Here is a 25715-nt window from a genome sequence, read left to right as displayed (position 1 = left end):
CACTCGAGCCTCGGCTACCGCACGCCCGCCGAAGCGCGCGCCGACTACACCCTTCAGGCCGCGATCGCCGCCTGATCCACAAAGAGATCGTCTACGAAACTTGACACAGCCCAGGACTCCGTGAGCCCGACCCTGACTCCGGTGTTCGCTCCGGTTCTCATTGCGGGCCCGATCATGGCACTCGCTTCTCGACCGTTCCCTTTCGACCGATCCTTCTCGACCGGTCACGGTGCGAAGAGGCGCAGTCACAGTGCTCGCTGCCGGCCGGCTCACGGCGCGAAGAGACGCGAGTTCGCCGCCTCGACCTCGGAGTACTGGGTGGCTGCGGTGCCGAGCGCACCGTGGATCGAGGTGAGCGATTCGAAGAGCTGCTTCTGTGCCCCCTCCCACTGGTTGATCACCGACTGGAAGTTCTGGGCGGCGCTGCCCTTCCAGCACTCCTGCAGGGTGAGCAGGTTCCGCAGCATCGTGTTCGACTCGGCGATGAGCGCCTGGGACGATGCGGCGGTCGCTGTGGCCGCGGACGAGACGCGTTCGGCGTCGACTTCGAAACTCATGACTTCTCCTCATGTGGTCGGCGGATCGTGGAGTCCGCCGTGCTGCGTGAGCGCATTGGGTGAGTGCAGAGACCACGTTCCCCGGCGGGCTGGCGCGGCCGCAAGGGCGCGGAGCGTCCCTGTGGACACGGGTTGAGCGTCCACAGCCGTCCGGCACACGAGTGTGCGCGTCTTCCACACCTGCACGAGCGCGAGTCACACCCGCAGTCATTCGAGCAGTGGAGCACGGGCCCGGGCGGAGCACGGGCCCGGGTGGAGAGACAGGCGAGGGGGCGTGGAACCTGAGGAGCTGGTCTATCGCTGCGGGAACTGGAACGGCACCGGGGGAGCGGCCGCGCCACCGCTTCGGCGGACCCGGGGCGGGAGGACCCCCGGGGCGGAGCGGACGCGCGAGGGAGTGGACCCGCGGGGGAGTGGACCCGCGGCGGAGCGGATCCACGGACGTGCCACCATGCGAAACGGCGCCTCCCCGAGCGGGGGAGACGCCGTGCCACCATGCGACACGGCGCCTCCCCGAGCGGGGAGGCGCCGTGTCGCATGGTGGCACGGCGCCGAGAACTCCTCGGCGCTCGGTCGTCACTTCAGTTCGAGAGACACCTGGAGGGTCTGCTCCTGGCCGCCGCGGACGATCGTGAAGTCGACGGGAGTGTTGACCGGCTGGGCGCGGACGAGGGCCTGCAGCGACACTGCGCTGTTGACCTTCGTGCCGGCCACGGCGATGACGTCGTCACCGTCCTGGAACCCGGCCGCAGCGGCGGGCGATCCCGCCTCGACGGTCTGGACCTTCGCGCTGGAGCGGGTCACTCCGCCGCTGTTGATCTGCCCGTCGGTGAGGGTGACGCCGAGGAACGGGTGCAGGGCCTGGCCGGTCGCAATGAGCTGATCGGCGATCGACACCGCCTGCGAAGCCGGGATCGCGAAGCCGATGCCGATCGACCCGGACTGCTGTCCCTCCTCGCCGGAGCCGAGGGAGGCAGCAGCGGAGTTGACGCCGATGAAGTTGCCGTTGCCGTCGACGAGCGGGCCGCCCGAGTTGCCGGGGTTGATGGCCGCATCCGTCTGGATGGCGTTCGTGATGGTCAGCTCCTTCTGCTGAGCTGAGGCGTTGTCACCGATGTTCTCCGTGGTCACCGGCCTGTCGAGAGCGGAGACGATGCCGGTGGTCACCGAGTCGGCGAGTCCCAGCGGGTTGCCGAGCGCCATCACGGGATCGCCGACCTGGAGTGCCTTCGAATCGCCCACCGGCAGCGGCGTGACGTTCTGCGGAACCTGATCGAGCTTGATGATCGCGATGTCGGTCGAGGGGTCGCGCCCGACGATGCTCGCCTTCATCGTCGCGCCGCTCTTCATCGTCACCATGAGCTCTCCGCCTGCGGTGTCCGACGGCGCCACCACGTGGTTGTTCGTGATGACGTGACCCTGGTCGTCATAGAGCGATCCCGAGCCGAGCGCGACTGGCCGTCCGCCCACAGCGGCCTGGATCGAGACGACGGCCTCGGAGGCCTCCTTCGCGACCTGAGTCCAGTCCGGGGTCTCGATGGTCTGCTCGGCGACCTTGCGCGGGGCGTCATCCTGGAGGGCGTTGACCGCGTAGCTGCCGCCGAACGCTGCGCCTCCGCCGATGAGCGCGGCGATGAGGGCGATCGCGATCGTCGCGCCCCAGCCCGGTCCGCGCTTCTGGCGCCGAGGCGGTGCTCCACCGCCGTACGGGCCCTGATCGCCGGGGCCTGACGGGTTCGCCCCGTAGGCAGCGGATCCGTAGCCCCCGGAACCGTAGCCCCCGTAGCCAAAAGCATCCGACCCGTAGCCGCCGCCATAGGGCGAGCCCTGCTGGGAACCGGCGGGACCGGTCGTCGCCGTACCCGAACCGGCAGCGGCACCAGTCGTCGCCGAACTCGAACCGGCAGCGGCACCGGCCACAGCGCCGGCACCGGCACCCGCCGCCGCGCCGAAGGTCGCGGTCGAGCCGGTCGCTCCCTGCTGGCCGGACTGCCCTGACCCTGCACCGTACTGACCCGACTGCCCTGACCCTGCACCGTACTGACCCGACTGCCCTGACCCTGCACCGTACTGACCCGCACCCGGCCCGTACCGGCCAGGGCCGGACGTCGGATTCTGCCCGGTGCCGTACCGGTCGGCACCGTACTGTCCGGACGTCGAGGCACCGCCCGCGGACTGCTGGCCTGCAGGGCTGAAGGGACTCGAGGCGCCCGACTGGTTCGACGCCCCATAGCCCGACGATCCGTAGCCCGGCTGGCCTGAGCCCGGCTGCTGGCCCGAGCCCGACTGCTGGCCGGACCCCGAGAAGTGGCCTCCGCTCGCATTGCCCTGCGGCGCTCCGGTCACTCCGCGCGAATTGTCCCCAGGCGTCTGCGCGTAAGTCGGCTGCACCCGCGTCGTGTCCTCACCCCGACCGGTCCCGGGCTGTCCCTGACCCGGCGCAGCGGGGAAGCTGCGCGTGGAGGGATCGGAGTCCGGGCGGCTCGCCCCCGGTTGAGCCTGGCCCTGACCGGACTGACCCTGGCCCTGACCGGACTGACCCAGGCCCTGACCGGACTGGCCCAGACCCTGTCCGGACTGGCCCTGAGTCGATCCCGCCGGAGCCTGGCCTGAACCGGGCTGGGACGGGTCGGACGCGGGTGCGCCGTCCCGCCTCGGCGAGGTCCCCTGATCGGCGGTCGGGAAGGTGCGCGGAACATCCGATGACGCACGGGAGCCGTCGGTCGGGAACGTCCGGTAGTCGTCGTTTCCGTGGCGTCCCCGGTTGCGGGGAGTGTTGCCGTCGTTGCTGCTCATCGCTCGTCCTTTCGCGCGTCTGGAGCACTGTCTTCGTTATCTGGGATGGGCAGGTCGACGCGGAAGGTCGCGCCGCCCCCTGGTGTCTGCTGCACGGAGATGACTCCGTGGTGGTTCTCGACGATCGCCTTGACGATCGACAGGCCGAGGCCGGATCCGCCGGTGTCGCGGGTGCGGGAGACGTCGAGCCGGTAGAACCGCTCGAAGATGCGGGGGACGAGCTCGGGGTCGATGCCCTCGCCGTGGTCGCGGACCTCGAAGCGGACGCGTCCGTTCGGGAAGCCGCGCAGCGACTCGTCGACGGCGACCGTGCCCGCCGCGGTGACGTTGGGGACGATGCCCGCCGGCTCCTGCGCGTCGGCAGGCTCCGCTCCGCTCGCGTCGCCGCGGCGGAAGATGCGGACTCCGCCGGTGACGAAACCGCGCTCCCGGGACTTCTCCTTCGCCCCCGCCTTGCCGCTGTCCTCCGGGCCGGTGGTGCCGGTCTCGGCTGCGGGGTCCTCGGGGAGTCCGACGACGCCGACGGCGAACTCGATCGCCGCGTCCTCCGGGGTGTGGCGGACGGCGTTGCCGGCGAGGTTGACGATGACCTGGCGGATCTTCGACTCCGAACCGCGGATGAGCGGCACCGGGGTCGCATCGTCCCCGTCGAGGCCGACGAAGCTGATCTCCCTGTCGGGAGCCTGGGCGGCGGCGTCGGCGGCGGCGTCGCGGACGACCTTGAAGAGGTCGATCGGACCGATCTCCGTCGGGCGCTGCTCGTCGAGCCGGGCGAGGACGACGAGGTCGTCGACGAGGACGCCCATGCGCTTGGCCTCCGACTCCATCCGCTCCATCGCCTGCGCGATGTCATCGGGCTTGGTGATCGCTCCCTGACGGTAGAGCTCGGCGTAGCCGCGGATCGTCACGAGCGGAGTGCGCAGCTCGTGCGAGGCGTCGGAGACGAACTGTCGGATCCGCTTCTCCGATCGCGTCTGACCGTCGAAGGAATCCTCGATGCGACCGAGCATTGTGTTGAGCGCCGCCGAGAGCCGTCCGAGCTCCGTGTTGCGGGGGAACGTCGGCACGCGCTGGCTGAGGTCGCCGCCGGCGATCCGCGAGGCCGTCTTCTCGATGTCACGCAGCGGGCGGAAGGTGTTGTTGATCGCCCAGTAGCCGACTCCGGCGACCATCGCCAGGGCGAGGAGGCCGATGCCGATCATCGTGTTGCGGGCGCGTTCGTTGATGTTGTCGATCTCGCGGTCGAAGGGGACCGCGATCGCCACGAGCACGTCGGTGTTCTGCACCTTCATCGCCCGTGCCCGCCACTGCGACTTCGTTCCGGAGACCGTGAAGGGCCGGCCGCCCTGCGCGTAGACATCGGATTCGGTGATCGGCGGCAGCACCGGCTGGTTCTTCGGCTCGGGCGCCACGGGATCGCTGATCGCCTTGCCGTCGGTCGAGTAGAACTGGACGTAGAAGCCGCCGGGCAGAAGGCTCTTGAGCTCGTTCCACGAGTTCGAGTCGATCGTCGTCGCGCTGCCGTCGCCGCCGGATTCGGTCGACTGCAGCTGCGCCGGGGCGAAGACGTCCTGGTAGGCCTGCTTCGCCAGCGTCTCGGACGCGCTGATGAGACGCTCGTCGGTGCGTTCGATGAGACTGTCGCGCAGGTTCTCGAGCACCCATGCGCTCGTCCCCGAGAGAACAAGCAGCATGAGCAGCATCATGATCCCCAGGAGCTTGGTGGTCAGAGACCACTCCTCCCAGAAACCGGGTCGGGAGGGACGGGTGTGTTTTGTTGCCACGTGAGTAATCTAGCGCCCGTGCTTGGGCGACTACTTGGATTCCGGTGTGCGCAGCATGTAGCCGACGCCGCGCTTCGTCTGGATCATCGGCGTCCACTCCATCTCCACGGTGTGACCGGCGGCGTCCGTTTCCGGAGTGACGTCGATCTTGCGACGCAGATAGGAGATGTAGGACTCGACGATTCCCGTGTCGCCGCCGAAGTCGTATTCCCAGACATGGTCGAGGATCTGCGACTTCGAGAGCACGCGGTTGGCGTTGAGCATGAGGTAGCGCAGCAGTTTGAACTCGGTGGGGGAGAGGTCGATGAGGATCCCCGAGCGGCGCACCTCGTGGGTGTCGTCGTCGAGTTCGAGATCGCCCGCCACGATGACGGCGTTCTCTTCGTCCTCGAGGCTGCGGGTGCGGCGGAGGACGGCGCGGATGCGGGCGACGACCTCTTCGAGGCTGAAGGGCTTCGTCACGTAGTCATCGCCGCCGACGGTCAGCCCCGTGATCTTGTCGGAGGTGTCATCGCGAGCGGTGAGGAAGACGACGGGGGCGTTCATCCCGATCTGGCGGAGCCGCCGGGTGACGGTGAAGCCGTCCATGTCCGGCAGCATCACGTCGAGGACGAGAAGGTCGGGGGTGGTCTGCTCAGCGAGGCGCAGAGCCTCGGCGCCGTTGGCTGCCGACACGACGTCGAAGCCGGCGAAGCGCAGGCTCGTGGAGAGAAGTTCGCGGATGTTGGGCTCATCGTCGACAACGAGCAGAGTGGCTTCGATGTCGGTGTCGTTCTGTGTAGTCATGACTTCAGTGTGAAGAGCGAGTCTGGGAGTCACGTGAACGTTGCCTGAATGCGATTGTGATCCGCGTCACTGAAAAATTCCCAGGAAAGTCCATTCGAGTCCCCTCGGGGCCTGGGCTCTCAGGATCGGAGGGGTGAATTGCGGGATTTTTCAGCGTGCGAACAGGGCGGGTTCAGGAAGAGGGGCGGCCGGCGTCGCTCTGGCGGGCGCGGAAGGCGGCGACGTGGGTGCGGTTGGCGCAGTTGCCGGTGTCGCAGAAGCGCTTCGAGCGGTTGCGGCTGAAGTCGGCGAGGTACGCCCGGCAGTCCTCGGCCGCGCATCTGCCGAGGCGGTCGAGGTCGCCGGAGCGGATGAGATCGATGAGCACGAGGGCGACATCGGCGGCGACGCGGTCGGCGAGGCTCGCCGTCGCGCCCACGGCGTGGAGGTGCCAGTCCCAGTCGCCGTGGCGCACGAGCTGCGGCAGCGCATCGGTCTCGCGCAGGGTGAGATTGACCTCCTCGACGATGCGCCGCTCGAGGGCGTCCGCGGCCGATTCGTCCGCCGGGCCGGTGTCGGAGGCTGCGTCGGAGTCGAGGTTCGCCTCGGACGCGGGCTCGGCATCGAGGCTCGCTTCGGTTGCGGGCTCAGCATCGAGGCCCACTGCGAAGGCGGCGGCGAAGCGCTCGCGCAGCCGGCGCGTCTCCTCGACGTCGGCCTTCGTCGCCGTGAGCGGCCCGGAGAAGTCGTGCCCGGCGGCGAAGTCACGGAGACCTGCGGTCGTCGTCAGCTGATCCCCGTCCGCGGCGATGCCGCCCGCGGTGTTGAGGAGATCGACGAGCATTGTGAGGTTCGAGCGGATGTCATAAGCGAAAGTCATGATGCCTGCCATTGTGCCACATCGCGTAAGGAGCAAAATGCACTTGACTCATTTCACCGCGGTGGGAAATACTGGCGATGGACAACGCACCGCCACCCCGGCGGAGACTGCACAACCCACCGTGGCGGTCACTGCACCGCCACCTCGGCGCGCTCATCCGTCCGCGCCGACCGCACCCGAGCTCAGGAGGCTGAGAATGACCCGCACCGTCGTCCTGGGGTTTCTCCTCACCCTCGCCTCCGCCTTCTTCTTCGCCGTCTCCGGACCGATCGCGAAGACGATGTACGCCGTCGGATGGACGCCGGGCGCGGTCGTGCTCATCCGCCTCATCGGGTCGGCCCTCCTCCTGCTCATCCCCAGCCTCCTCGCCCTGCGCGGTCGCTGGGATGAAGTGCGCACGCACTGGAAGACGGTCCTCACCTACGGGCTCGTGTCGATGGCCGGGGTGCAGGGCTTCTACTTCGTCGCCGTCGAACACCTCACCGTCGCCGTCGCCCTCCTCCTCGAGATGACGGCGCCGATGCTCATCGTCTTCTGGATCTGGGGTCGGACCCGGACCCGCCCGGCGACCGTGACGTTCATCGGGGTCCTCGTCTCGATGGTCGGGCTCCTCCTCGTCCTCAACCTGCGCGGGGCCTCGATCAGCGTCCTCGGCGTCGTCATGGCGCTCGCCGCCGCGGTCTGTCTCGCCTCGTACTTCCTCGTCTCGGCGAAGGACACGATCAATGTGCCGCCGGTGGCGCTGACCGGACTCGGCATGGGCGTCGGCGCGCTGACCATGGGTCTCATCGTCCTCCTCGGCGTCATGCCGTGGGGCGCGGCGACCACGGACGTCGACTTCGGCGGCCTCCAGGTCTCGTGGGTGCTGCCGATGGCCCTCATCGTCCTCTTCACCGCCGGCGCCTACATCACCGGGATCCTCGGCCTGCGCTACATCGGCGCGACCGTCGGCTCGTTCGTCAACCTCATCGAAGTGCCCTTCTCGGTCATCGTCGCGTGGCTCCTGCTCGCCGAGCTGCCCGCGCCGATCCAGCTCTTCGGCGGTGTCTTCATCCTCGGCGGCGTCGTCTTCATCAAATGGGGCGAGGCCCGGCTGGCCCGGCGGATCGCCACCCGTGAGGTCGTCGCCCGCTCCGGTGCCCTCGCCGAGGTGTGACCGGGAGGGGCGCGTGCGTCCCGGCGGCCCGCCCGTCCCGGCGGCCCTCCCGGCTGCTCGGTGCCGTGGCGAGGAACCCTCCGGGCGCTCAGCCACCCTGCGCCTCCGTGCCCTGCGCCCGGTTGCCCTGTGCCCGGCGGGCTGCTGAGAACGACGCTGATAGCGTGAGCCCATGGGCCACATCGACATCAACGACGTTGCGTACACCCTCGCCGACGGCAGACCGCTGCTGTCGGGGGTGTCGTTCCGGGTCGGCGACGGGGCGAAGGCCGCGCTCATCGGCGCCAACGGGGCGGGGAAGACGACGCTGCTGCGCATCCTAACCGGTGAGCTGTCCCCGGAGTCCGGGTCGGTGTCCCAGACCGGCAGCGTCGGCCTCATGCGGCAGTTCATCACCGCCGACACCGTCGCCGAGGCGCTCGAGGAGCTCGCACCGCAGCGGATCCAGCGGGCCGCCGCCGTCGTCCGACGGGCCGAGGAGCGTCTGCTCGGCCCCGACGGTGAGACGACCGAGGTCCAGATGGCGTACGCGAACGCCCTGAGCGAATGGGCGGATGCGGGAGGCTACGACGCGGAGGTCCTGTGGGACACGTGCACCACCTCGGCGCTGGGGATCCCCTTTGACCGGTGTCGGGACCGGGCGATTCCGACGCTCTCGGGCGGGGAGCAGAAGAAGCTCGTCCTCGAGGCGCTCCTGCGCGGACATGACGACGTGCTCATCCTCGACGAACCGGACAACTTCCTCGACGTGCCGGGCAAGCGGTGGCTGGAGGCGCAGCTGCGGGAGACGGACAAGAGCGTCCTCTTCGTCTCCCACGATCGGGAGCTGCTCGCGCAGGCCGCGACGGAGATCATCACGCTCGAGCTCTCCGCCGCCGGAAACACCGCCTGGGTGCATCCGGGCGGCTTCGCCTCGTATCACGCGGCGCGGGTCGCCCGGTTCGACCGACTCGAGGAGCTGCGGAAGCGCTGGGATGAGGAGCACGCGAAGCTCAGGGCTCTCGTCCAGATGTACAAGCAGAAGGCCGCGTACAACTCGGATATGACCTCGCGCTACCGGGCGGCGCAGACCCGACTCGAACGGTTCGAGACCACCGGCCCGCCCGAAGCGATGCCGCGGGAGCAGAACCTCGGGATCCGCCTCGGCGGGGGTCGGACCGGGAAGATCGCGATCGTCGCCGACGCACTCGAGCTCACCGACCTCATGCTGCCCTTCGACCTCGAGGTCCACTACGGCGATCGGGTGGCGGTGCTCGGGTCGAACGGGTCGGGGAAGTCGCACTTCCTGCGCCTGCTCGCCGCCGGCGGCACCGATCCCGAGCCCGAGCATCGGCCCGTCAGCGACATCGACATCCCCGCTGTCGCCCATGAGGGACGGGTGCGGCTCGGGGCCCGGGTGCGGCCCGGCTGGTTCGCACAGACCCACGGGCGGCCCGACCTCATCGGACGGACCCTGCTCGACATCCTCCATCGCGGTGACGAGCACCGCAGCGGGCTGCCGCGCGAACCCGCGTCCCGGGCCCTGGCCCGCTACGAACTCGCCGGGGCCGCCGAGCAGACCTTCGACTCGCTCTCGGGTGGGCAGCAGGCGCGGTTCCAGATCCTCCTGCTCGAACTCGCCGGCGCGACTCTGCTCCTCCTCGACGAGCCGACGGACAACCTCGACCTCGTCTCCGCCGAAGCGCTGCAGGATGCGCTCGCCGCCTTCGACGGCACGGTGCTCGCGGTCACCCACGATCGCTGGTTCACCCGTGACTTCGATCGGTTCCTCGTCTTCGGCGCCGACGGGGAGATCTACGAGTCGAACGAGCCCGTCTGGGACGAGGGACGCGTGTCCCGCGCCCGTGGGTGAGCCTCTCGGCCGCGCCTACCGCACCTCGATGTCGTAGCTGTAGCCCTGCTCGGTGAGGAAGCGGCGGCGCTGGGCGGCGAAGTGCTCGTCGACGGTGTCGGCGGCGACGACGGTGTAGAACGTCGCCGAGCCCGAATCCTCCTTGGGCCGCAGGATCCTGCCGAGGCGCTGCGCCTCCTCCTGCCGCGACCCGAAGGCACCGGAGACCTGGATGGCCACCGAGGCGGCGGGCAGGTCGACGGAGAAGTTCGCGACCTTGGACACGACGAGGACCCTGATCGCCCCCGACCGGAAGTCGCGGAAGAGCTCCTGCCGCTGCGACTCCGGGGTCTGCCCGGTGAGCACGGGGGCACCGAGGGCTTCGCCGATCTCCTCGAGCTGGTCGAGGTACTGGCCGATGACGAGGATCTGCGCCTCGGGATGGTCGGCGACGAGCGTCTTGACGATCGGCAGCTTCGCATCCGAGGTCGCGGCCAGGCGGTAGCGATCCTCGCCGTCGGCACGGGCATACGCGGTGCGGGTGCCTCCGTCGAGGCGGACGCGGACCTCGTGGCATGCGGCGGTGGCGATGAAGCCGAGGCGTTCGAGCTCCTTCCACGGCACCTCGTACTGCTTGGGTCCGATGAGGGAGAACACCTCGTCCTCCCGGCCGTCCTCGCGCACGAGCGTGGCAGTCAGCCCGAGCCGCCGCCTGGCCTGGAGGCTCGCGGTGAGCCGGAAGATCGGCGCCGGCAGCAGGTGCACCTCGTCGTAGATGACGAGCCCCCAGTCCTTCGCGTCGAGGAGTTCGAGGTGGAGGTAGGAGCCCTTCCGCCTCGTCGTGAGCACCTGGTAGGTCGCGATCGTGATCGGGCGGATCTCCTTGACCGATCCCGAATACTCGCCGATCTCGTCCTCCGTCAGCGTCGTGCGCGCGAGGATCTCGTCCTTCCACTGCTTCGCCGACACGGAGTTCGTCACGAGGATGAGCGTCGTCGTCTGCACCCGCGACATCGTCGCGACCCCGACGACCGTCTTCCCCGCCCCGCAGGGGAGGACGACGACTCCGGACTCCCCGGAGAGCGACTGGTCGATGGCCTCCCGCTGGTAGTCGCGCAGATGCCAGGCCCCGCCGTGGGCGTCGTCGCTGAGCTCGATGTCGTGGGCTTCGCCGTCGACGTAGCCGGCATGGTCGGAGACCGGATGCCCGAGCTGGAGGAGGGCGTGCTTGAGCTCGCCCCGTTCCGAGGGGTGGACGAGGACGGACTCCTCATCGAGCCGCCTGCCGAACTTGCCGACGAGGTCGGGCTGGCCGGTCAGCCGGTCGAGGAGTTCGGTCTCCGTCGACGTCAGCGTCAGCCCGTGGACGGGATGGTCGATGAGGGTGAGCACCCCGAACCGGTCCATGATGTCGACGATGTCGACGAGCAGCTCGTGCGGGACCGGGTACTTCGCGAACTCGAGGAGGACATCGACGACCGATTCGGCGTCATGGCCGCTCGCGCGCGCATTCCACAGGCCCAGCGGGGTGATCGTGTACGTGTGGATGTACTCCGGGGTCCGGGCCAGCTGCGCGAACGGGGCGATCGCCACCGCCGCCTCGGTGGCCAGGGGGTGCCCCGATTCGAGGAGCACAGTCCGATCGGACTGGACGATGAGAGGTCCGTTCATGAATTCCTTCGCCGAGGTGACAACGACGAGGTCAACGCGCCAGGCGGCGCGATTGTTCCCACCGCTGCCCGTACCTGCCGGCTTGCGCTCACCTCGGCTCCGGCGCCGCTTCGACGCTGACGATGCGCGCGATCGACAGGGACGCCTCGGCGCCGGTCGTCGTCACCGTGCCCCGGACCCGTCCGCCGTTGACCGTCGTCGGCTGCATCTGCACGATGCGCTCCTGACCGTGGGAGTCGGCGAGCCGGATCGTCACGAGCGTCCGGGCCTGTGCGGCCTCCCGCAGCCGATCGAGGTGACCGAGCGGTTCGTCCGTCGCCGTGCGCTCGGCGGCTGCGCCCGCCGGGGAGCGCAGGATGCGGATGTAGTCGCCGAGGCGGTCGTCGGTGACCCGGGCCCGTGTCCGCGTCGTCACCTCGGGTTCGGTCTGCGGGATCACCGACCGGCGGCGCACGGGACCGGCGGGGGAGTGGAGGAGCGCGTGATGGTCCCCGGCCTCGAGCAGGTGCAGCGTGCGTTCGGGGCCGAGCTGACTGATCGCCACCGTCGGGGCCAGACGGTCGAGACCGGCAGGGGCCATGAGCTGGTCGGAGAGGATGACGTCGAGGTCGACCGGGTCGTCGACGACGAGGACGGCACGGGCTCCGGCGACCCGCACCCGGCGCAGCTTCGCGGCAGTGTTCGAGACGAGGAACTCGAGCGTCGAGGGCAACGGTTCGGCGCTGATCTCGGCGAGTTCGCGCAGCGCTTCGGCGGCGTCGACGCCGGACTGCATGCTCGCCTCGATCGTGTCCCCGTCGATGCGGTAGACGGTGCCCTGGCCGCGGGCTTCGACGACCGCGAAGCGGCGGAGGATGTGGTGGACGCGGGGGTCGATCGGACCGGTCGCCACGGCGGTGAGATCGGACTGGATGAGGACGGTGTCGACCTCGGGGACGAGCCCTGTGCGGACCTCGGCGACGACCTCGGCGGGCACGGCCAGTGCCGCGACGCTGACACCGAGGGGGGCGAGTGCCGGATTGTCCCTGACCGCCGCGGCCGCGGCCCGCTCGAGACCGGCGGCGAGCATCACCCCGAACCGGCTCGGCCCGAAATGGCCCGGCTGCTGGAGTGGGGTCGTCGCGAGCCCGAACATCACCGCGGACTGCAGGACCTCCTCGGTGATGGCGGGATCGTGGGCCGGGGTCAGCGGCCGGGCTCGCAGGACCTGCGCGTGGATCCACTCGGCCGAACGCGATGATCCGACACCGATGTCGTGGAGCACGGAGAGCACGGTGGCACGCAGCAGCGGCATCGCCGGAACCGACTGGCTGAAGCCTTTGAACAGGGACTTCTTCGGGGCGGCGAGGACGGTGAGGCGCTCGTTCGCGCTCGCCCCGGCAACGAGCTGGGTGACGTCCTGGGATTCGCGCAGCCACGAGGAGACGAGCGACGCCCAGAGGTCGGCGCGGTCACCGGCGAGCATCGTCGCCGCGTCGTCACTCGCCGTCCACTGCGGGTCGAGCGGATCGTCGAGGACGCCGATGAGACCGAGGGACTTCGCCGCCAGCAGCAGGGTGATCGTCGGTTCGAGGTCGAGCTCGAGGGTGCGGGCGAGGCGGCTGACGTCGCGCTTCGAGATGCCGCCGCTCGTGAGGCGGGAGACGGGGGAGGACTCCATCTCGTCGACGAGGCCGCGCAGGGAGGACACAACCTCGGCGACGGCCGCCTGTTCGCTGTTGTGGACGAGAGCCTGAGGGATCGTCGTCGCCGAGGCGTCCGGGCGGTCCCCGAGACCCGCGTAGGTGTGCCAGGGGCGGGGGCGTGCGGAGTCCGCCGCCGAGGTGGGCAGCAGAGTGATCGCCTCGGTCTGGATCCGCCAGACGTCGGGGGAGTCCGTCGGCCATGCGAGCCCGAGGTCGCGCAGCCGGGTGAGGTCGGCTTCAGCGGGGGCGGCACCGTCGAGGCGGTCGAGACTGATGTCGGGGCCGGTGCGGGCGGCCGTGGCGAGACCGATGAGGAGGTCGAGCTGGTCGGCGTCGAGCGCTTCGATGCCGCGCGAGACGCCGATGCGCGACGACGCCGCAGCGGCAAGGGAGGACAGTGTCGGCGACTCGGGCCGGAGGAGGTCGCGACGAGTCCGCACGAACGACTCGAAGTCCGCGTCAGAGCTCTGGGCCAGCCATGTGCTGAAGGTCATTGACATCGCCGTTCAGTGTATCCCCAGGGGTACAATGGAGGGGTCAGGAACGCCCAATCACCTCGGGAAGGACGAGCATTGTCAGCCAAGCGTGCCGATACGGCCATCGTCGTCGTAGCCGTCGCAGCAGCCGTCATCGGAGCAGCCGCACTCATCGGCGTTCTGGGTCAGGCGTGGATGGGGTACACCCCCTCGCACTTGCTGACATACCTGCCGATGATCCTTCTGCCCATCGCCTTCGCTCTGCTCGCTGCGGTCGTCATCCGCTCAGCGCTCAGACGCAGGCAGCCAGGGGTGAATGAGAGCTGAGACGAACCGCGGGCTCACTTCCGCGGGCTCACGTCTCTGTGGCGATCACCTCCGTTCGGTCGGTGGTTCCATTCGCTCGGGGCCTCCGGTCGGACCGCAGTTCACGCCAGCTCACCGAAACCGCACCGACCGAGCAGCTGAGGACAGACGGCTCAGCCGGACCCAGCCCAGCGCAAGCAGAGGCTGCGACCAGTCGACGAACGCTCACCGTGACGCTCACGAACAGAGCAACGGCACGGGGCAGCCACCGGGCGACAGTGACACGTGAGGCGAGCGATGAGACTCCCGCTCAGCGGCCGGAGCCGCGTTCGGTTGTGAGGCCACGAGTGCGAGGCATTCGAGGCCGACCGACGAACCACCATTGACCACCTCCTTCCATCTGAGTGCGCAGGACATTACCGGCCACCACTGACACAGACCGGTATCGCCGGTCAGAGACACAGGACCCGACCGGGTCCTCCGAGACACCGCAGGGCTGCGCACCACGGCAGCACTGCACGAAAGGACACCATGCCAACCGGACGCGTGAAATGGTTCGACGCCGACAAGGGCTACGGCTTCGTCGTCGCCGAGGACGGCTCGCAGGCCTTCCTCCACTCCTCGGTCCTGCCCGAAGGCGCCGAGGTCACCAAGGGCACCCGCCTCGACTACGACGTCGTCGACTCCCGCCGCGGCGCCCAGGTGCTCAAAGCACGACTGATCAGCGCTCCCGCGAAGGTCGCGAAGGCCCGCCGCCGCTCCACCGAGGATATGGCGGTTATGGTTGAAGACGTCATCAAAGTTCTCGATGACCTGGGCAACGGCCTGCAGCACGGCCGTTACCCCGACCGCGAGCACGGGAACAAGGTCGCCTCGCTGCTGCGGGCGATCGCCGACGATTTGGAGTCATGATGTCCTCTCTCTTCACCACGTGGCTGGACGAACAGCGCGCGGGTACTCGGGCCGCCGCCTCGGCGCCTGAGGACGCGGACGTCGCCACCGCCTCGGCGCCGGTCGATTCCACCGATGCCGCTGAGGCCACCGTCGATGCCGCGGCGGCCAACCCCGATGCCGCGGCGGCCACCGTCGATCCCGGAACGGTCACGACCGCGACGAAGGCGGACGCGGCCTCGACACAGACCGCGGCCGCACCCGCGAAGCCGGCCCGCTCGACCCCGGAGAAGGTCGTCCTCGACGCCCAGCTGGCAGCGGCGATCGACGTGGCCCGGTCGGCGATCGCCGAGGTGGCCGGCAGCTCCGTGATCGGCGAGCACCTCGGCGCGCTGGCCGAGGGCACCCGGCTCGTCACCCACTACTTCGTGTGCACCGACCCGAGCTACCGGGGCTGGCGCTGGGTCGCCGTCCTCGCCCGAGCACCGCGGTCGAAGAAGGTCACGGTCTGCGAGACAGCGCTGCTGCCGGGTCCCGACGCCCTCGTCGCCCCCGAGTGGGTGCCGTGGGATCAGCGGCTCGAGCCCGGGGATCTCACCCCGCGCGACACCCTGCCGAAGGTCGACTCCGATCCCAACCTGCAGCCGGGCTACCAGCAGACCGAGGACAACTCGGCCGACAACATCGACCAGATCGCGAACTTCGAGTTCGGCATCGGTCGGGAGCGGGTGCTCTCCCCTGAGGGGATCTCCTCGGCCGCGACCCGGTGGGCGAACTCCGATGCCGGCGCTGAGGGCGAATTCTCCACCCGCGCCTCGGCGCACTGCAGCACCTGCGGATACTTCATGCCGATCGCCGGCTCGCTGCGCGAGCAGTTCGGGGTCTGCGCGAACGCCTGGTCGCCCTTCGACGGCCGCGTCGTCCAACTCGATTCCGGTTGCGGCGCGCATTCGGAGACCGACGTCAGACGCCAGGACACCGAACCTGCCGAAGCCGTCGTCGACGACTACGCCCGCGGCGAACTCGAGTTCCAGGAGGGCTGAACCACTCGATGGCCCACACGTTCCGGTCGCTCGCCGAACCGAACTACCGACACTGGTTCGCCGGCGCGCTCATCTCGAACACCGGAACGTGGATGCAGAGGACGGCCCAGGACTGGCTCGTCCTCACCTACCTGACGAACAACAACGCCTCGGCGCTGGGCATCACGATGGCGCTGCAGATGGGCCCGCAGCTCATCATGTTCCCCTTCGCGGGGGCGCTCGCCGACCGGTTCTCCAAGCGCGCGCTGCTCATGGTCACGCAGGCCCTCCTCGGCGCCGTCGGACTGCTGCTCTTCGTCCTCGTCATCACCGACACGATCGAGCTGTGGCAGGTCTATGTGCTCGCGCTCGTCCTCGGCATCCTCGCCACCCTCGACACCCCTGCCCGGCAGGCCTTCGTCTCCGAGCTCGTCGGCGAGAAGCTCCTGCCCAACGCGGTCAGCCTCAACTCCGCGTCGTTCAACGGGGCGCGGATGATCGGGCCCGCGGTCGCCGGAGTCATCACGGCCCTCGTCGGCGCCGGACCCGTGTTCCTCATCAGCGGGCTCGGGTTCGCCGCGACGCTCACCGTGCTCATCCGGCTCGACCGCTCACGCCTCCACCCGTCCAATCGCCGAGGCGGCGGCGGGGTCCTCGGCGGGTTCCGCTACCTGCGCTCCCGCCCGGACGTCGTCATCGTGCTCATCGTCCTCTTCATCGTGGCGACGTTCGGATTCAACTTCAACATCTACACCGCGACGATGGCGCGGATCGAGTTCGACAAGGATGCGAGCGGATTCGGCCTGCTCAACTCCGTCATGGCGATCGGTTCGGTGGCCGGCGCCCTCGCCTCGGCGAAGCGGGAGAAACCGTGACTGCGCTTCATCTTCGGTGCCGCCGGCGGGTTCGGCCTCGCCGTCGGACTCGCCTCGCTCATCACGAACTACTACGTCTTCGCCGCCGCGCTCATCCTCGTCGGATTCTCGTCGCTGACCATGCTGACCTCGGCCAACGCCTACGTGCAGACGACGACTCCGGCGTCCTACCGGGGCCGGGTGATGGCGATCTACGCGGCCGTCGTCATGGGCGGCACCCCGCTCGGCGCGCCGCTGGCGGGATGGGTCGCCGACGCTTTCGGTCCGCGCATGTCGATGGCCGTCGGCGCGGCCTCGGGCCTGCTCGCATTCTCAGTCGGGCTCGTCTGGATGATCGTCGCGAAGAACCTCCGCCTGACCTACGACCCGAAGTCGCGCATCCGGCTCCACGTCAGCTACCTCGGACACCCGTAGGTCCGCCGGGTGCCGCACACCTGCGTCCCGTAAGATCGGGCCTGCACTCTCGTCTCCGAACTCGAAAGGGCCCGTCACGTGGTGGATGCGGACATTCTCACATCGGTGCTCGTCGGCATCGCCGTGCTCATCGGCTGTCTCGGCATCATCGTGCCCGTGCTGCCCGGGTCGATCCTCATCGGCATCGGGGTGCTCATCTGGGCCATCGTCATCGGCACTCCCGCCGCGTGGATCGTCTTCGCGATCGTCGCCGTCCTCGTCGCCGCCGGGATGAGCGCGTCGCTCGTCCTCACTGGCCGCAAGCTCAAGGAGATGTCCGTGCCGAATCGGTCGGTCATGCTCGGGGGAGTGCTCGCGATCGTCGGCTTCTTCGTCATTCCCGTCGTCGGCCTGCCCGTGGGCTTTGTCCTCGGCCTCTACCTCGCCGAGCTGTCCCGGCTCAAGGACCCGAAGGTCGCGTGGGGATCGAGCTGGGGTTCGATCAAGGCGATCGGCATCGGCACCGTCATCGAACTCGGTCTCGCGCTGCTCGCCGCGATCACCTTCGGCATCGGACTGCTCATCCACTTCATGTGAGCGGACGCCGCGATGCCCGGTGCGCTGCGAGTCGAGACCGGCGGGCGTCGCAGACTACCCGGAGCCCCACTCCCGGGGCGTCAGGCGAGAGCGTCGATGACGAAGTCGAGGCAGCCCAGCAGAGCCTTGACGTCGGCCGGGTCGACGGAGACGAACGTCGCGATGCGCAGCTGATTGCGGCCGAGCTTGCGGTACGGTTCGACATCGACGATGCCGTTGGCGCGCAGCACCGAGGCGACGCGGGCGGCATCGACCGAGTCGTCGAAGTCGACGGTGACGACGACCGACGAGCGATCTGCGGGATCGGCGACGTAGGGGCGGGCCACCTCGGCGGACTCCGCCCAGTCGTAGACGTACCCCGAGGTCTCGCGCGTGCGCTCGGTGGCCCACTCGAGGCCGCCGTTGCCGTTCATCCACTCGATCTGCTCGGCGAGCAGGAGCAGGGTCGCGACGGCCGGGGTGTTGTAGGTCTGATCCTTGCGCGAGTTCTCGATCGCGGTGACGAGGTCGAGCGAGGCGGGGATCCAACGGCCGGAGTCCTTGATCTCCTGCGCCCGGGCGACCGCCTTCGGGGAGAGGATCGCCACCCACAGGCCGCCGTCGGAGCCCATGTTCTTCTGCGGCGCGAAGTAGTAGACGTCGGTCTCGGCGATGTCGACGGGCAGGCCGCCGGCACCGGACGTCGCGTCGATGACGACGAGCGCATCGTCGTCGATGCCCTGTGGCCGCGTGATCGTCGTCGCCACACCCGTCGAGGTCTCGTTGTGAGGCCACGCGTAGACGTCGGCGGTCCCGTCGAGTCCGGCGTCCGCCAGGGCGGCGGGGGAGGGGATCGCCGAGGTGCCCGGTTCGGCGGCGAGGATGAGGGAGTCCTGGAGGTGCGGGGCGGTGTCCGTGGCCTTCGCGAACTTCTGTCCGAACTCACCGAACGTCGCGTGGGCGGCGCGCTCGCGGACGAGGCCGAAGGCCGCGACGTCCCAGAACACGGTGGACCCGCCGTTGCCGAGGACGACCTCGTAGCCCTCGGGAAGGTCGAAGAGCTCGGCCAGTCCGGTGCGGATCCGGCCCACGAGGCTCTTCACCGGCGCCTGGCGGTGGCTCGTGCCGAGCACGGTCGCCCCGGCCGCGCTCAGCGCCTCGATCTGTGCGGAGCGGATGCGGGCCGGGCCCGATCCGAAACGTCCGTCGGCGGGCAGGAGTTCGTCTGGAATCGTCAGGTTCGTCGCAGTCACGCTCGCCATTCTAAGGTCTCGCAGCACAGCGACCGGGGGCCGTCTCATCACGTGCGGATCGTGCCCGCACCCCGCAGGGTCCGGCCGTGTCCGTGACCGCCCGTAGAGTGGAGCCATGAGTGAGCCTGTCGACCGCCTGGCCCAGACCCGGGCCTCCTACATCTCGTCCTCGTTCGACCGCCCCGAGGTCTCCCCGCTCGACCTGTTCCGCACGTGGTACGACGAAGCCGCCGGCCAGGTCCGCGAACCCAACGCCATGACCGTGTCCACGCTCGACGACTGGGGTCCCGTCGCCCGCATCGTCCTGCTCAAGGCCGTCGATGCCGCCGGCTTCGTCTTCTTCACCGACTACGACTCGGCGAAGGGACGGCAGCTCGCCGCCGATCCGCGCATCGCGGCGAGTTTCCCGTGGCAGGACATGCATCGGCAGATCCGGATCAGGGGCATCGCCGAGGCGGTCGCCGCCGCGGAGTCCGACGCGTACTTCGCGGTGCGCCCCCGCGGCTCCCAGATCGCGGCGAGCGTGTCGAAGCAGTCCCAGCCGGTGAGCGGGCGTGAGCAGATGGAAGCCGAGTACGACGCCGCGGTGACCGAATTCGAAGGGCGCGAGGTGCCGCGACCGGCGCATTGGGGCGGGTTCCGCATCCGGCCGTTCGAGATCGAGTTCTGGCAGGGACAGGAGAACCGCTTCCACGACCGGTGGGTGTTCCGACGCGCCGACGGCAGCCACGACCCCGGCGATCTCGCAGCCGCCGACCAATGGGAGCTCGTCCGCCTCTATCCTTGACCGAAAGGTCAGGCCAGACTCTCTCCTGGACAGTCAGCCGCCCTGACCCAGACCCCTGCCGGGTCACCCGGCTCGCAGCGTCGTGAGCCGGGTGACCCGACCCCACCCCGAATCCTCAAGGAGCAGCAATGGCACAGTCACCGCAGTCGGCACCGGCCGACACCACCACGACCGGCAACGACCCGGCGGCACCGGAGCGACAGACCCCGGAGGCCGACCGGGACACCGCCGCCGGCACGGAGGAAGGCACGGTCGCCCGGTTCGACAACCTCATCGGCGGACAGCGCCGCGGCTCCGAGGACCGCGTGCTCAACCGCAACCCGTCCGATCCCGCCGACGTCATCGGCAGCTTCGCCCGCGCCGACGCCCAGACCGTCACCGACGCCATCGCCGCCGCCGCTGCCGCGGCACCGGCCTGGGCCGACTTCCCCGCGCAGCAGCGCTTCGCGATCCTCGACACCGCAGGCACCCTCATCGCCGAGCGTGCCGCTGACCTCGCCGATCTCCTCGCCCGCGAAGAGGGCAAACAGCTGGCCGAGGCCCGCGGTGAGGTGCTGCGCGCCGCGCAGATCTTCAAGTTCTTCGCCGGTGAGACGATCCGCAACACCGGGGAGATCATCGACTCCGTGCGCCCCGGCCTCGTCGCCGAGATGACCCACGAACCGATCGGCGTCGTCGGGGTCATCACGCCGTGGAACTTCCCCATCGCCATCCCCGCCTGGAAGATCGCCCCGACGCTCGCCTACGGCAACACCGTCGTCTTCAAACCGGCCGAACTCGTTCCCGGCTCCGCTTCGGCACTCGTCGACATCCTCGTCGAGGCGGGCCTGCCCGACGGGGTCCTCAACCTCGTCATGGGGCCCGGTCGCGTCGTCGGGGAGGTGCTCACCGCCTCGGCGGACGTCGACGCCATCACCTTCACCGGATCCGCCGCCGTGGGGCGCGGAGTCATCGCCGCTGCCAGCGACCACGGGATCCGCGTGCAGTGTGAGATGGGCGGGAAGAACCCCCTCGTCGTCCTCGGCGACGCCGACCTCGACGCCGCCGCCGATGCCGCTGTCAACGGCGCCTTCTTCTCCACCGGACAGCGCTGCACCGCCTCGTCACGGCTCATCGTCACCGCTGACGTCCACGACGAATTCGTCCGGCTCGTCACCGAGCGGATGCAGGGCCTGACCGTCGGCGATGCCCGCGCCGAGGGCGTCGACATCGGTCCCGTCGTCTCCGACGACCAGCTCGCCCAGGACCTGCGCTACATCGGCATCGCCCGGGACGAAGGCGGCGAGGTCACCGGCGGTGACCGCGTCGAGGCGGACACGGAAGGGTACTTCCTCGCACCGGCTCTCGTCACGGGCACGAAACCGACCGACACGATCAACGTCGACGAGGTCTTCGGTCCGGTCGCCTCGGTGATCAAGGTCGCCGACTACGACGAGGCGCTCGGGGTGGCCAACGACACCGCGTTCGGCTTGTCCGCGGGCATCTTCACATCGTCGCTGAAATATTCGAGCCACTTCAAGCGTTATGCCCAGGCAGGCATGGTGATGGTGAATGCGCCGACGGCAGGGGTGGATTACCACGTGTCGTTCGGAGGCCGGAAGGGGTCGAGCTACGGACCCCGCGAACAGGCTCGAGCGGCACGCGAGTTCTACACCGTCCACAAGACGGCGTACGTCAACGCGGGCTGAGCACCGCAGCGATGCCGCGGCCACGATAGAATCGATGAGAATCTCAGGGGGCCGCGAGACACCGCAGCCGGGGCACGGTCGCACGCCCCCTGAAATGTGTGAACGCCTGACATGGTCTTCCCAGACCTGAAGACGAAGAGTGGAGTGGCTGGTCTTAAGTGAACGACCTCGTCGATACAACCGAGATGTACCTCAAGTCGATCATCGAACTCGAGGAGCAGTCGATCGTGCCCCTGCGGGCCCGCATCGCCGAGCGCCTCGACCATTCGGGACCCACCGTCTCCCAGACCGTGGCCCGGATGGAGCGCGACGGACTGCTCCATGTGAGCAATGATCGGCACCTCGAACTCACCCCGGAGGGGCGCCGCATCGCCACCGAGGTGATGCGCAAGCACCGTCTGGCCGAACGGCTCCTCGCCGACGTCGTCGGTCTCGAGTGGGAGCTCGTCCACGACGAAGCGTGCCGGTGGGAGCATGTGATGAGCGAGCAGGTCGAGCGCAAACTCGTTAGCCTGCTGCCCGATACGAAGTCCGGTCCCTACGGCAACCCGATCCCGGGCCTCGAGGTCATCGGTGCCGAAGCGAGCAATGGCGCCGAGGTGGTCGACCTCGCGACCGCGGTCGCCCGCGACGGGGCCACGCAGCTGACGATCGCATGGCTGGCCGAACCGCTGCAGGTCGACATCCACCTCCTCCAGCAGTTCCAGGTCGCCGGGGTCATGCCCGGCACCGATGTCGAGATCACCCGCAACGGCGAATACATCACCGTGCAGGTGCCCGGCGCCGAGGACGTCCTCGACCTTCCCGTCGAGACCGCCTCGCACGTGTTCGCCCACCAGCGCTGATCAGTCACCGGTCGTGACATCACGGCGCGGTCGCACGCTGTGACGGAGTCGACGCACAGTGCTCAGACTGTGTAACGAAACGTTGCACAACCCGGCCCGGGGAGCGGATCTCCGCTCCCCGGGCCGGTGTCTGTAACAGCGAATGTTACGGAGACATGAATCTCATTCGAGCCTCTCACCTCGGCTTTTAGGGTTAACCGCAGGGTTTCCCCACCCTGGTTGTGACAGAAACGTGACAATTGATCACCGATTGGTTACAGTTGTGGAGGTCGCCCGCGCAAGCAGGTGACTTCACGCCGGGAGCCGCACGCCACGCCCGCTGTGACACACACCAGGACCGAGAGTGGCGGTCGGAGGAATCCGATAGGTGACGAGAGGAAAACGTGGCAACTAAGCACCATGGCCGCCGCGCCGCAGAGACCAAGGTCAAGACCCCGCTGACCGAACTGACCGAACTCCTGAACGCCAACTCCGCCGTCTTCGGACGTCGCGCAGCCGTCGTCGCTGCCAGCGGTGGCCTTCTCACCGCAGCCGTTCTCCCGGCAGCCGGTCAGGCCGGAGACGACAACGTCGCTGTCTCCGCCGAGTCGCAGACCACTGAGGTCGCCGAATTCCAGAACCAGGCCGCCACGGTCGTTGCCAAGGGCAACACCGATGACAAGGACAAGAAGGCCGAAGGCTCCTCCTTCAGCGCCGACGTCCAGACCGTCACCGCGAAGCCCGCTCCCAAGCCTGAGCCGAAGCCCGAGCCGAAGCCGGCTTCGAGCGCGAGCTCCAGCTCGTCCGACTCCTCGTCGTCGGACAAGAAATCCTCGTCCAAGTCCGACAGCGGCAAGGACGACTCGAAGGACTCCGGCTCCGACTTCAAGATGCCTGATGGCTCGAAGGCCCAGCAGGTCCTCGCCATCGCGAAGCAGTACGTTGGCACCCCCTACGTCTCCGGCGGCACCTCGCCCAGCGGTTGGGACTGCTCGGGCTACACCTCCTACGTCTACGGCAAGGTCGGCGTCAACCTGCCCCGCACCTCCGGTGCCCAGGGCAGCGCAGGCAAGACCGTGTCGAAGTCCGAAGCTCAGCCGGGCGACCTCATCTGGAAGCCGGGACACATCGGCATCTACGCCGGCAACGGCATGATGTACGACGCCGGCAACCCCCGCGTCGACACCAGCTACCGCAGCATCGACTGGATGATCGACGGCGGCGCGAAGTTCATTCGCGTTCTCTGATTCGATTCGCCGGGAACTCCCCGCTTCACTCGACGGTCCTCGAGTGAGGCGGGGAGTTTCTGCATCCCCGGCGCGGTGCGACGCACTCGTGTGCTGGGCGTCCGAGGGCCGTGGCGGCCGGACAGGATCGGCGCAGAGAGCCGCTGGAAGTGAACGACGAGGGAAGAATTCATGACGCCGCCGGTATGAATTCGATCACAGCGGCAATCGGCGTTACTCTTGAGAAGATTGAGTTCCGTAAGCGATGGGAAATCGGATGGGGCATAGTCGAATATTCCGGATAGCCGCTCCAGGTTCTGGCGCGGAGTACATATCTGTGTCTATGTCCGTTTCCAAGGCGTTGTGCTGGTGCACGACGCCTTTTGTGTTCCCTGGGGCAGGTGCGCCGCCGGTGCGGCAGCGGGCGCGTCTGCGTGATCGGAGCAGTGGGACAACTCCGCACATGACGATGAGGGGCGAGATATGAAGACTCTCGTGCTCAATGCCGGATACGAACCGCTGTCGGTCGTGCCGTTCACCCGGGCTGTCGTGCTCGTGCTCACGGGCAAAGCGACAGTGCTCGCGGCGGAGGATGCTCCGGTGAGATCGCAGCACGTGAGCCTCGACCAGCCCTCGGTCATTCTGCTCACTCGGTACGTCAGACCGCCGCGGGACCGTCGGGTCTCGCTCTCCCGCCGCGGGGTGCTCCGCCGCGACAACCATCGCTGCGCCTACTGCACCCGGCCGGCGAGCACGGTCGACCATGTCATGCCGCGCTCGCGCGGCGGCGGCAACACCTGGGAGAACCTCGTCGCCTGCTGCCGGGACTGCAACAACCGCAAAGGCGACCGCACCCTCGGCGAGATCGGGTGGAAGCTGAGCTTCCGCCCCAAGGAGCCGCGAGTCGGTCAGTTCTGGATGCGCGGCATCGACAAGCCCGTCGAGCAGTGGCGTCCGTTCCTCGACATGGGCCATGCGGCCTGACCGCTGACGCGGTCGCCGGGGCCCGGTGCAGTCACCGGCGTCCGACGCCGGCCGACCCCTCTGCCGGTGCCGCCGCTCCGGTCCCGACAACAGGTCTGACCGGTGACGATGCTGTCCGCACTGTGATCGCCTGCGGATAACGATGTGACATCGACGGCAGTGTTCGACGCATTGTGCTCTAGTGTTGATTGTGAGAAGTTCGCTGCGACATAAGGAGCGTGCGATGTCAGAGCAGGACCGCACCCAGGGTGCCGGATCGCCGCCGGTCGGTGAGTCCGACGCGGTGATCGTCGGCATCGACGGATCCCCGCCGAGCAGGAACGCGCTCAACTGGGCGATCCAGGAAGCACGGTCGCTCGGCAAGCCGATTCGGCTCGTCGGGGCCTACACGATCCCCAGTGTCGCCGCCGCGGCGATCGACGTGTCGTATGTGCCGATCGACGACTCGGCGATCCGCCAGTCGGTGACGAACACGCTCAAGGAGGCAGCGGCGGAGGTCAAGGCCGCCGGCGTGCCGGTCGAAGCCGTCATCGAGATCGGCGATGCCGCCGGCGTGCTCATCGAGGAGTCGAAGACCGGGGGACTGACCGTCGTCGGTTCGCGTGGCCGCGGCGGGTTCGCCGGCCGTCTGCTCGGCACCGTCTCGAGCGCACTGCCCGCACACTCCGCGTGCCCGACGGTCGTCGTTCCAGCGGCATGGCAGGCCGAGACGGACAAGGCCGCCCATCCGACGTCGTCACGCCCGATCCGCCAGGACCGCGGAGAGATCGAGGAGACGGATCCCGACGCCGAGGCGATCGAGGGCCTGCGCTTCGACGGCAAGGTCGTCGTCGGCGTCGATTCGCTCGGGGCCGAGTCGCCGGCCCTGTGGAAGGCGGCCCGGCTTGCCGTGCGGCGCGGGTCGCCGCTGCACATCGTCGCGGTCATCACGACGACGGTCATCGGTCCCGAATGGCTGCCGAGCACCGCCGATCTCGAACGCCTCATCAACGAAGGCGCTGACAAGCTCGTCGTCGCCAAGCAGCGGATCAAGGACGAGTTCCCCGACCTCGACGTCACGTGGACCCTCTTCGACGGGCAGCCCGCCGAGGTGCTCGTGCGCGCCTCCGACACCGCAGAGGTCCTCGTCATCGGGTCCCGTGGGCGCGGCGGTTTCGCCGGCCTGCTCCTCGGGTCGACTTCGCAGTCGGTGCTGCCGTACTCGCAGTGCCCGACGATGGTCGTGCGGGTCTCCCGTGACGCCGACAAGCGGCGGGAAGAGGGAGAGATCCCCGAGCCGAGTCTCTGAC

General features: G+C 68.8%; 20 protein-coding genes and 1 pseudogene. 13 read left to right on the top strand and 8 right to left on the bottom strand.

What is annotated here, in order from left to right; translation table 11 throughout:
• Nucleotides 1–269: 269 nt before the first annotated feature.
• The 5 genes from FFS20_RS02735 to FFS20_RS02715 all read right to left on the bottom strand — a co-directional run bounded on the left by FFS20_RS02735 (nt 270) and on the right by FFS20_RS02715 (nt 6782).
• On the bottom strand, nt 270–557 hold the full coding sequence (locus FFS20_RS02735) for a WXG100 family type VII secretion target (protein WP_137824405.1): 288 nt from the start codon (nt 555–557) through the stop codon (nt 270–272).
• Between the two features lie 576 nt (nt 558–1133).
• Nucleotides 1134–3353 (bottom strand): trypsin-like peptidase domain-containing protein, encoded by a 2220-nt coding sequence (locus tag FFS20_RS02730; RefSeq protein WP_137824404.1) that lies wholly within the window; start codon nt 3351–3353, stop codon nt 1134–1136.
• The gene (locus tag FFS20_RS02725; RefSeq protein ID WP_249356479.1) at nt 3350–5056 is read right to left on the bottom strand and encodes an ATP-binding protein; all 1707 of its coding nucleotides are present in this window, start codon (nt 5054–5056) and stop codon (nt 3350–3352) included. Before FFS20_RS02725 ends, FFS20_RS02730 begins: the two co-directional genes overlap by 4 nt.
• A gap of 111 nt (nt 5057–5167) precedes the next feature.
• Nucleotides 5168–5923 carry a response regulator transcription factor gene (locus FFS20_RS02720; RefSeq protein WP_137824402.1) on the bottom strand — a complete coding sequence of 252 codons (756 nt, stop codon included), beginning with the start codon at nt 5921–5923 and terminating at the stop codon, nt 5168–5170.
• Nucleotides 5924–6095: 172 nt separating this feature from the next.
• Complete coding sequence (locus FFS20_RS02715) at nt 6096–6782, bottom strand: CGNR zinc finger domain-containing protein (RefSeq protein ID WP_249356468.1); 687 nt, start codon at nt 6780–6782, stop codon at nt 6096–6098.
• Between the two features lie 196 nt (nt 6783–6978).
• Between FFS20_RS02715 and FFS20_RS02710 the strand changes: the two genes are divergently transcribed.
• Entirely contained in the window at nt 6979–7938 is a 960-nt protein-coding gene (locus FFS20_RS02710) for a DMT family transporter (RefSeq protein ID WP_137824400.1), read from the top strand.
• 172 nt (nt 7939–8110) lie between these two features.
• Entirely contained in the window at nt 8111–9790 is a 1680-nt protein-coding gene (locus tag FFS20_RS02705; RefSeq protein WP_137824399.1) for an ATP-binding cassette domain-containing protein, read from the top strand.
• A 15-nt stretch (nt 9791–9805) separates the two neighbouring features.
• On the opposite strand, the gene FFS20_RS02700 is transcribed toward FFS20_RS02705, so the two are convergent.
• Both FFS20_RS02700 and FFS20_RS02695 read right to left on the bottom strand, forming a co-directional pair.
• A complete protein-coding gene (locus FFS20_RS02700; RefSeq protein WP_137824398.1) occupies nt 9806–11440 on the bottom strand; it encodes a DNA repair helicase XPB in 1635 nt (544 codons plus the stop codon).
• 88 nt (nt 11441–11528) lie between these two features.
• Nucleotides 11529–13619, bottom strand: coding sequence for a helicase-associated domain-containing protein (locus tag FFS20_RS02695; protein ID WP_249356466.1), 2091 nt, complete (start codon nt 13617–13619; stop codon nt 11529–11531).
• Nucleotides 13620–13697: 78 nt separating this feature from the next.
• Here FFS20_RS02695 and FFS20_RS02690 point away from each other — a divergent pair, with 78 nt between their 5' ends.
• From FFS20_RS02690 to FFS20_RS02670, 5 genes and pseudogenes are all read left to right on the top strand, one after another.
• Complete coding sequence (locus FFS20_RS02690) at nt 13698–13928, top strand: hypothetical protein (RefSeq protein ID WP_137824396.1); 231 nt, start codon at nt 13698–13700, stop codon at nt 13926–13928.
• A 510-nt stretch (nt 13929–14438) separates the two neighbouring features.
• A complete protein-coding gene (locus FFS20_RS02685) occupies nt 14439–14819 on the top strand; it encodes a cold shock domain-containing protein (RefSeq protein WP_137824395.1) in 381 nt (126 codons plus the stop codon).
• Nucleotides 14819–15841, top strand: coding sequence for a DUF3027 domain-containing protein (locus tag FFS20_RS02680; protein WP_249356463.1), 1023 nt, complete (start codon nt 14819–14821; stop codon nt 15839–15841). Before FFS20_RS02685 ends, FFS20_RS02680 begins: the two co-directional genes overlap by 1 nt.
• An 8-nt stretch (nt 15842–15849) precedes the next feature.
• Nucleotides 15850–17109: pseudogene (locus FFS20_RS02675) on the top strand (MFS transporter).
• 81 nt (nt 17110–17190) lie between these two features.
• Nucleotides 17191–17685, top strand: coding sequence for a DUF456 domain-containing protein (locus tag FFS20_RS02670; RefSeq protein WP_137824393.1), 495 nt, complete (start codon nt 17191–17193; stop codon nt 17683–17685).
• A gap of 80 nt (nt 17686–17765) precedes the next feature.
• Here the strand turns inward: FFS20_RS02670 and serC are convergent, their stop codons facing one another.
• Complete coding sequence (gene serC, locus FFS20_RS02665) at nt 17766–18917, bottom strand: phosphoserine transaminase (protein ID WP_212743274.1); 1152 nt, start codon at nt 18915–18917, stop codon at nt 17766–17768.
• Nucleotides 18918–19032: 115 nt separating this feature from the next.
• On the opposite strand from serC, the gene pdxH reads away from it, so the two are divergent.
• From pdxH to FFS20_RS02635, 6 genes are all read left to right on the top strand, one after another.
• Nucleotides 19033–19704 carry a pyridoxamine 5'-phosphate oxidase gene (pdxH, locus tag FFS20_RS02660; RefSeq protein WP_137824391.1) on the top strand — a complete coding sequence of 224 codons (672 nt, stop codon included), beginning with the start codon at nt 19033–19035 and terminating at the stop codon, nt 19702–19704.
• Between the two features lie 128 nt (nt 19705–19832).
• Nucleotides 19833–21392 carry an aldehyde dehydrogenase family protein gene (locus FFS20_RS02655; protein ID WP_249356460.1) on the top strand — a complete coding sequence of 520 codons (1560 nt, stop codon included), beginning with the start codon at nt 19833–19835 and terminating at the stop codon, nt 21390–21392.
• A gap of 158 nt (nt 21393–21550) precedes the next feature.
• The gene (locus FFS20_RS02650; protein WP_137824390.1) at nt 21551–22237 is read left to right on the top strand and encodes a metal-dependent transcriptional regulator; all 687 of its coding nucleotides are present in this window, start codon (nt 21551–21553) and stop codon (nt 22235–22237) included.
• Nucleotides 22238–22620: 383 nt separating this feature from the next.
• On the top strand, nt 22621–23463 hold the full coding sequence (locus FFS20_RS02645; RefSeq protein WP_137824389.1) for a C40 family peptidase: 843 nt from the start codon (nt 22621–22623) through the stop codon (nt 23461–23463).
• 462 nt (nt 23464–23925) lie between these two features.
• Nucleotides 23926–24426: an HNH endonuclease gene (locus FFS20_RS02640; protein ID WP_137824388.1), complete on the top strand. Its 501-nt coding sequence runs from the start codon at nt 23926–23928 to the stop codon at nt 24424–24426.
• A gap of 223 nt (nt 24427–24649) precedes the next feature.
• A complete protein-coding gene (locus FFS20_RS02635) occupies nt 24650–25714 on the top strand; it encodes a universal stress protein (RefSeq protein ID WP_137824387.1) in 1065 nt (354 codons plus the stop codon).
• Nucleotide 25715: the final 1 nt, after the last annotated feature.

The organism is Brevibacterium sp. 2SA (genome assembly GCF_005502845.1).
Classification (GTDB): domain Bacteria; phylum Actinomycetota; class Actinomycetes; order Actinomycetales; family Brevibacteriaceae; genus Brevibacterium.
The sequence above is the reverse complement of the archived record's forward strand: the minus strand, read 5'-3'. Positions and strand labels throughout refer to the sequence as shown.

Coding starts and splice junctions, on each gene's coding strand:
- FFS20_RS02735 (WP_137824405.1), bottom strand. CDS start 557: ATGAGTTTCGAAGTCGACGCCGAACGCGTCTCGTCCGCGGCCACAGCG.
- FFS20_RS02730 (WP_137824404.1), bottom strand. CDS start 3,353: ATGAGCAGCAACGACGGCAACACTCCCCGCAACCGGGGACGCCACGGA.
- FFS20_RS02725 (WP_249356479.1), bottom strand. CDS start 5,056: ATGCTGCTCATGCTGCTTGTTCTCTCGGGGACGAGCGCATGGGTGCTC.
- FFS20_RS02720 (WP_137824402.1), bottom strand. CDS start 5,923: ATGACTACACAGAACGACACCGACATCGAAGCCACTCTGCTCGTTGTC.
- FFS20_RS02715 (WP_249356468.1), bottom strand. CDS start 6,782: ATGACTTTCGCTTATGACATCCGCTCGAACCTCACAATGCTCGTCGAT.
- FFS20_RS02710 (WP_137824400.1), top strand. CDS start 6,979: ATGACCCGCACCGTCGTCCTGGGGTTTCTCCTCACCCTCGCCTCCGCC.
- FFS20_RS02705 (WP_137824399.1), top strand. CDS start 8,111: ATGGGCCACATCGACATCAACGACGTTGCGTACACCCTCGCCGACGGC.
- FFS20_RS02700 (WP_137824398.1), bottom strand. CDS start 11,440: ATGAACGGACCTCTCATCGTCCAGTCCGATCGGACTGTGCTCCTCGAA.
- FFS20_RS02695 (WP_249356466.1), bottom strand. CDS start 13,619: ATGACCTTCAGCACATGGCTGGCCCAGAGCTCTGACGCGGACTTCGAG.
- FFS20_RS02685 (WP_137824395.1), top strand. CDS start 14,439: ATGCCAACCGGACGCGTGAAATGGTTCGACGCCGACAAGGGCTACGGC.
- FFS20_RS02680 (WP_249356463.1), top strand. CDS start 14,819: ATGTCCTCTCTCTTCACCACGTGGCTGGACGAACAGCGCGCGGGTACT.
- pdxH (WP_137824391.1), top strand. CDS start 19,033: ATGAGTGAGCCTGTCGACCGCCTGGCCCAGACCCGGGCCTCCTACATC.
- FFS20_RS02655 (WP_249356460.1), top strand. CDS start 19,833: ATGGCACAGTCACCGCAGTCGGCACCGGCCGACACCACCACGACCGGC.
- FFS20_RS02640 (WP_137824388.1), top strand. CDS start 23,926: ATGAAGACTCTCGTGCTCAATGCCGGATACGAACCGCTGTCGGTCGTG.
- FFS20_RS02635 (WP_137824387.1), top strand. CDS start 24,650: ATGTCAGAGCAGGACCGCACCCAGGGTGCCGGATCGCCGCCGGTCGGT.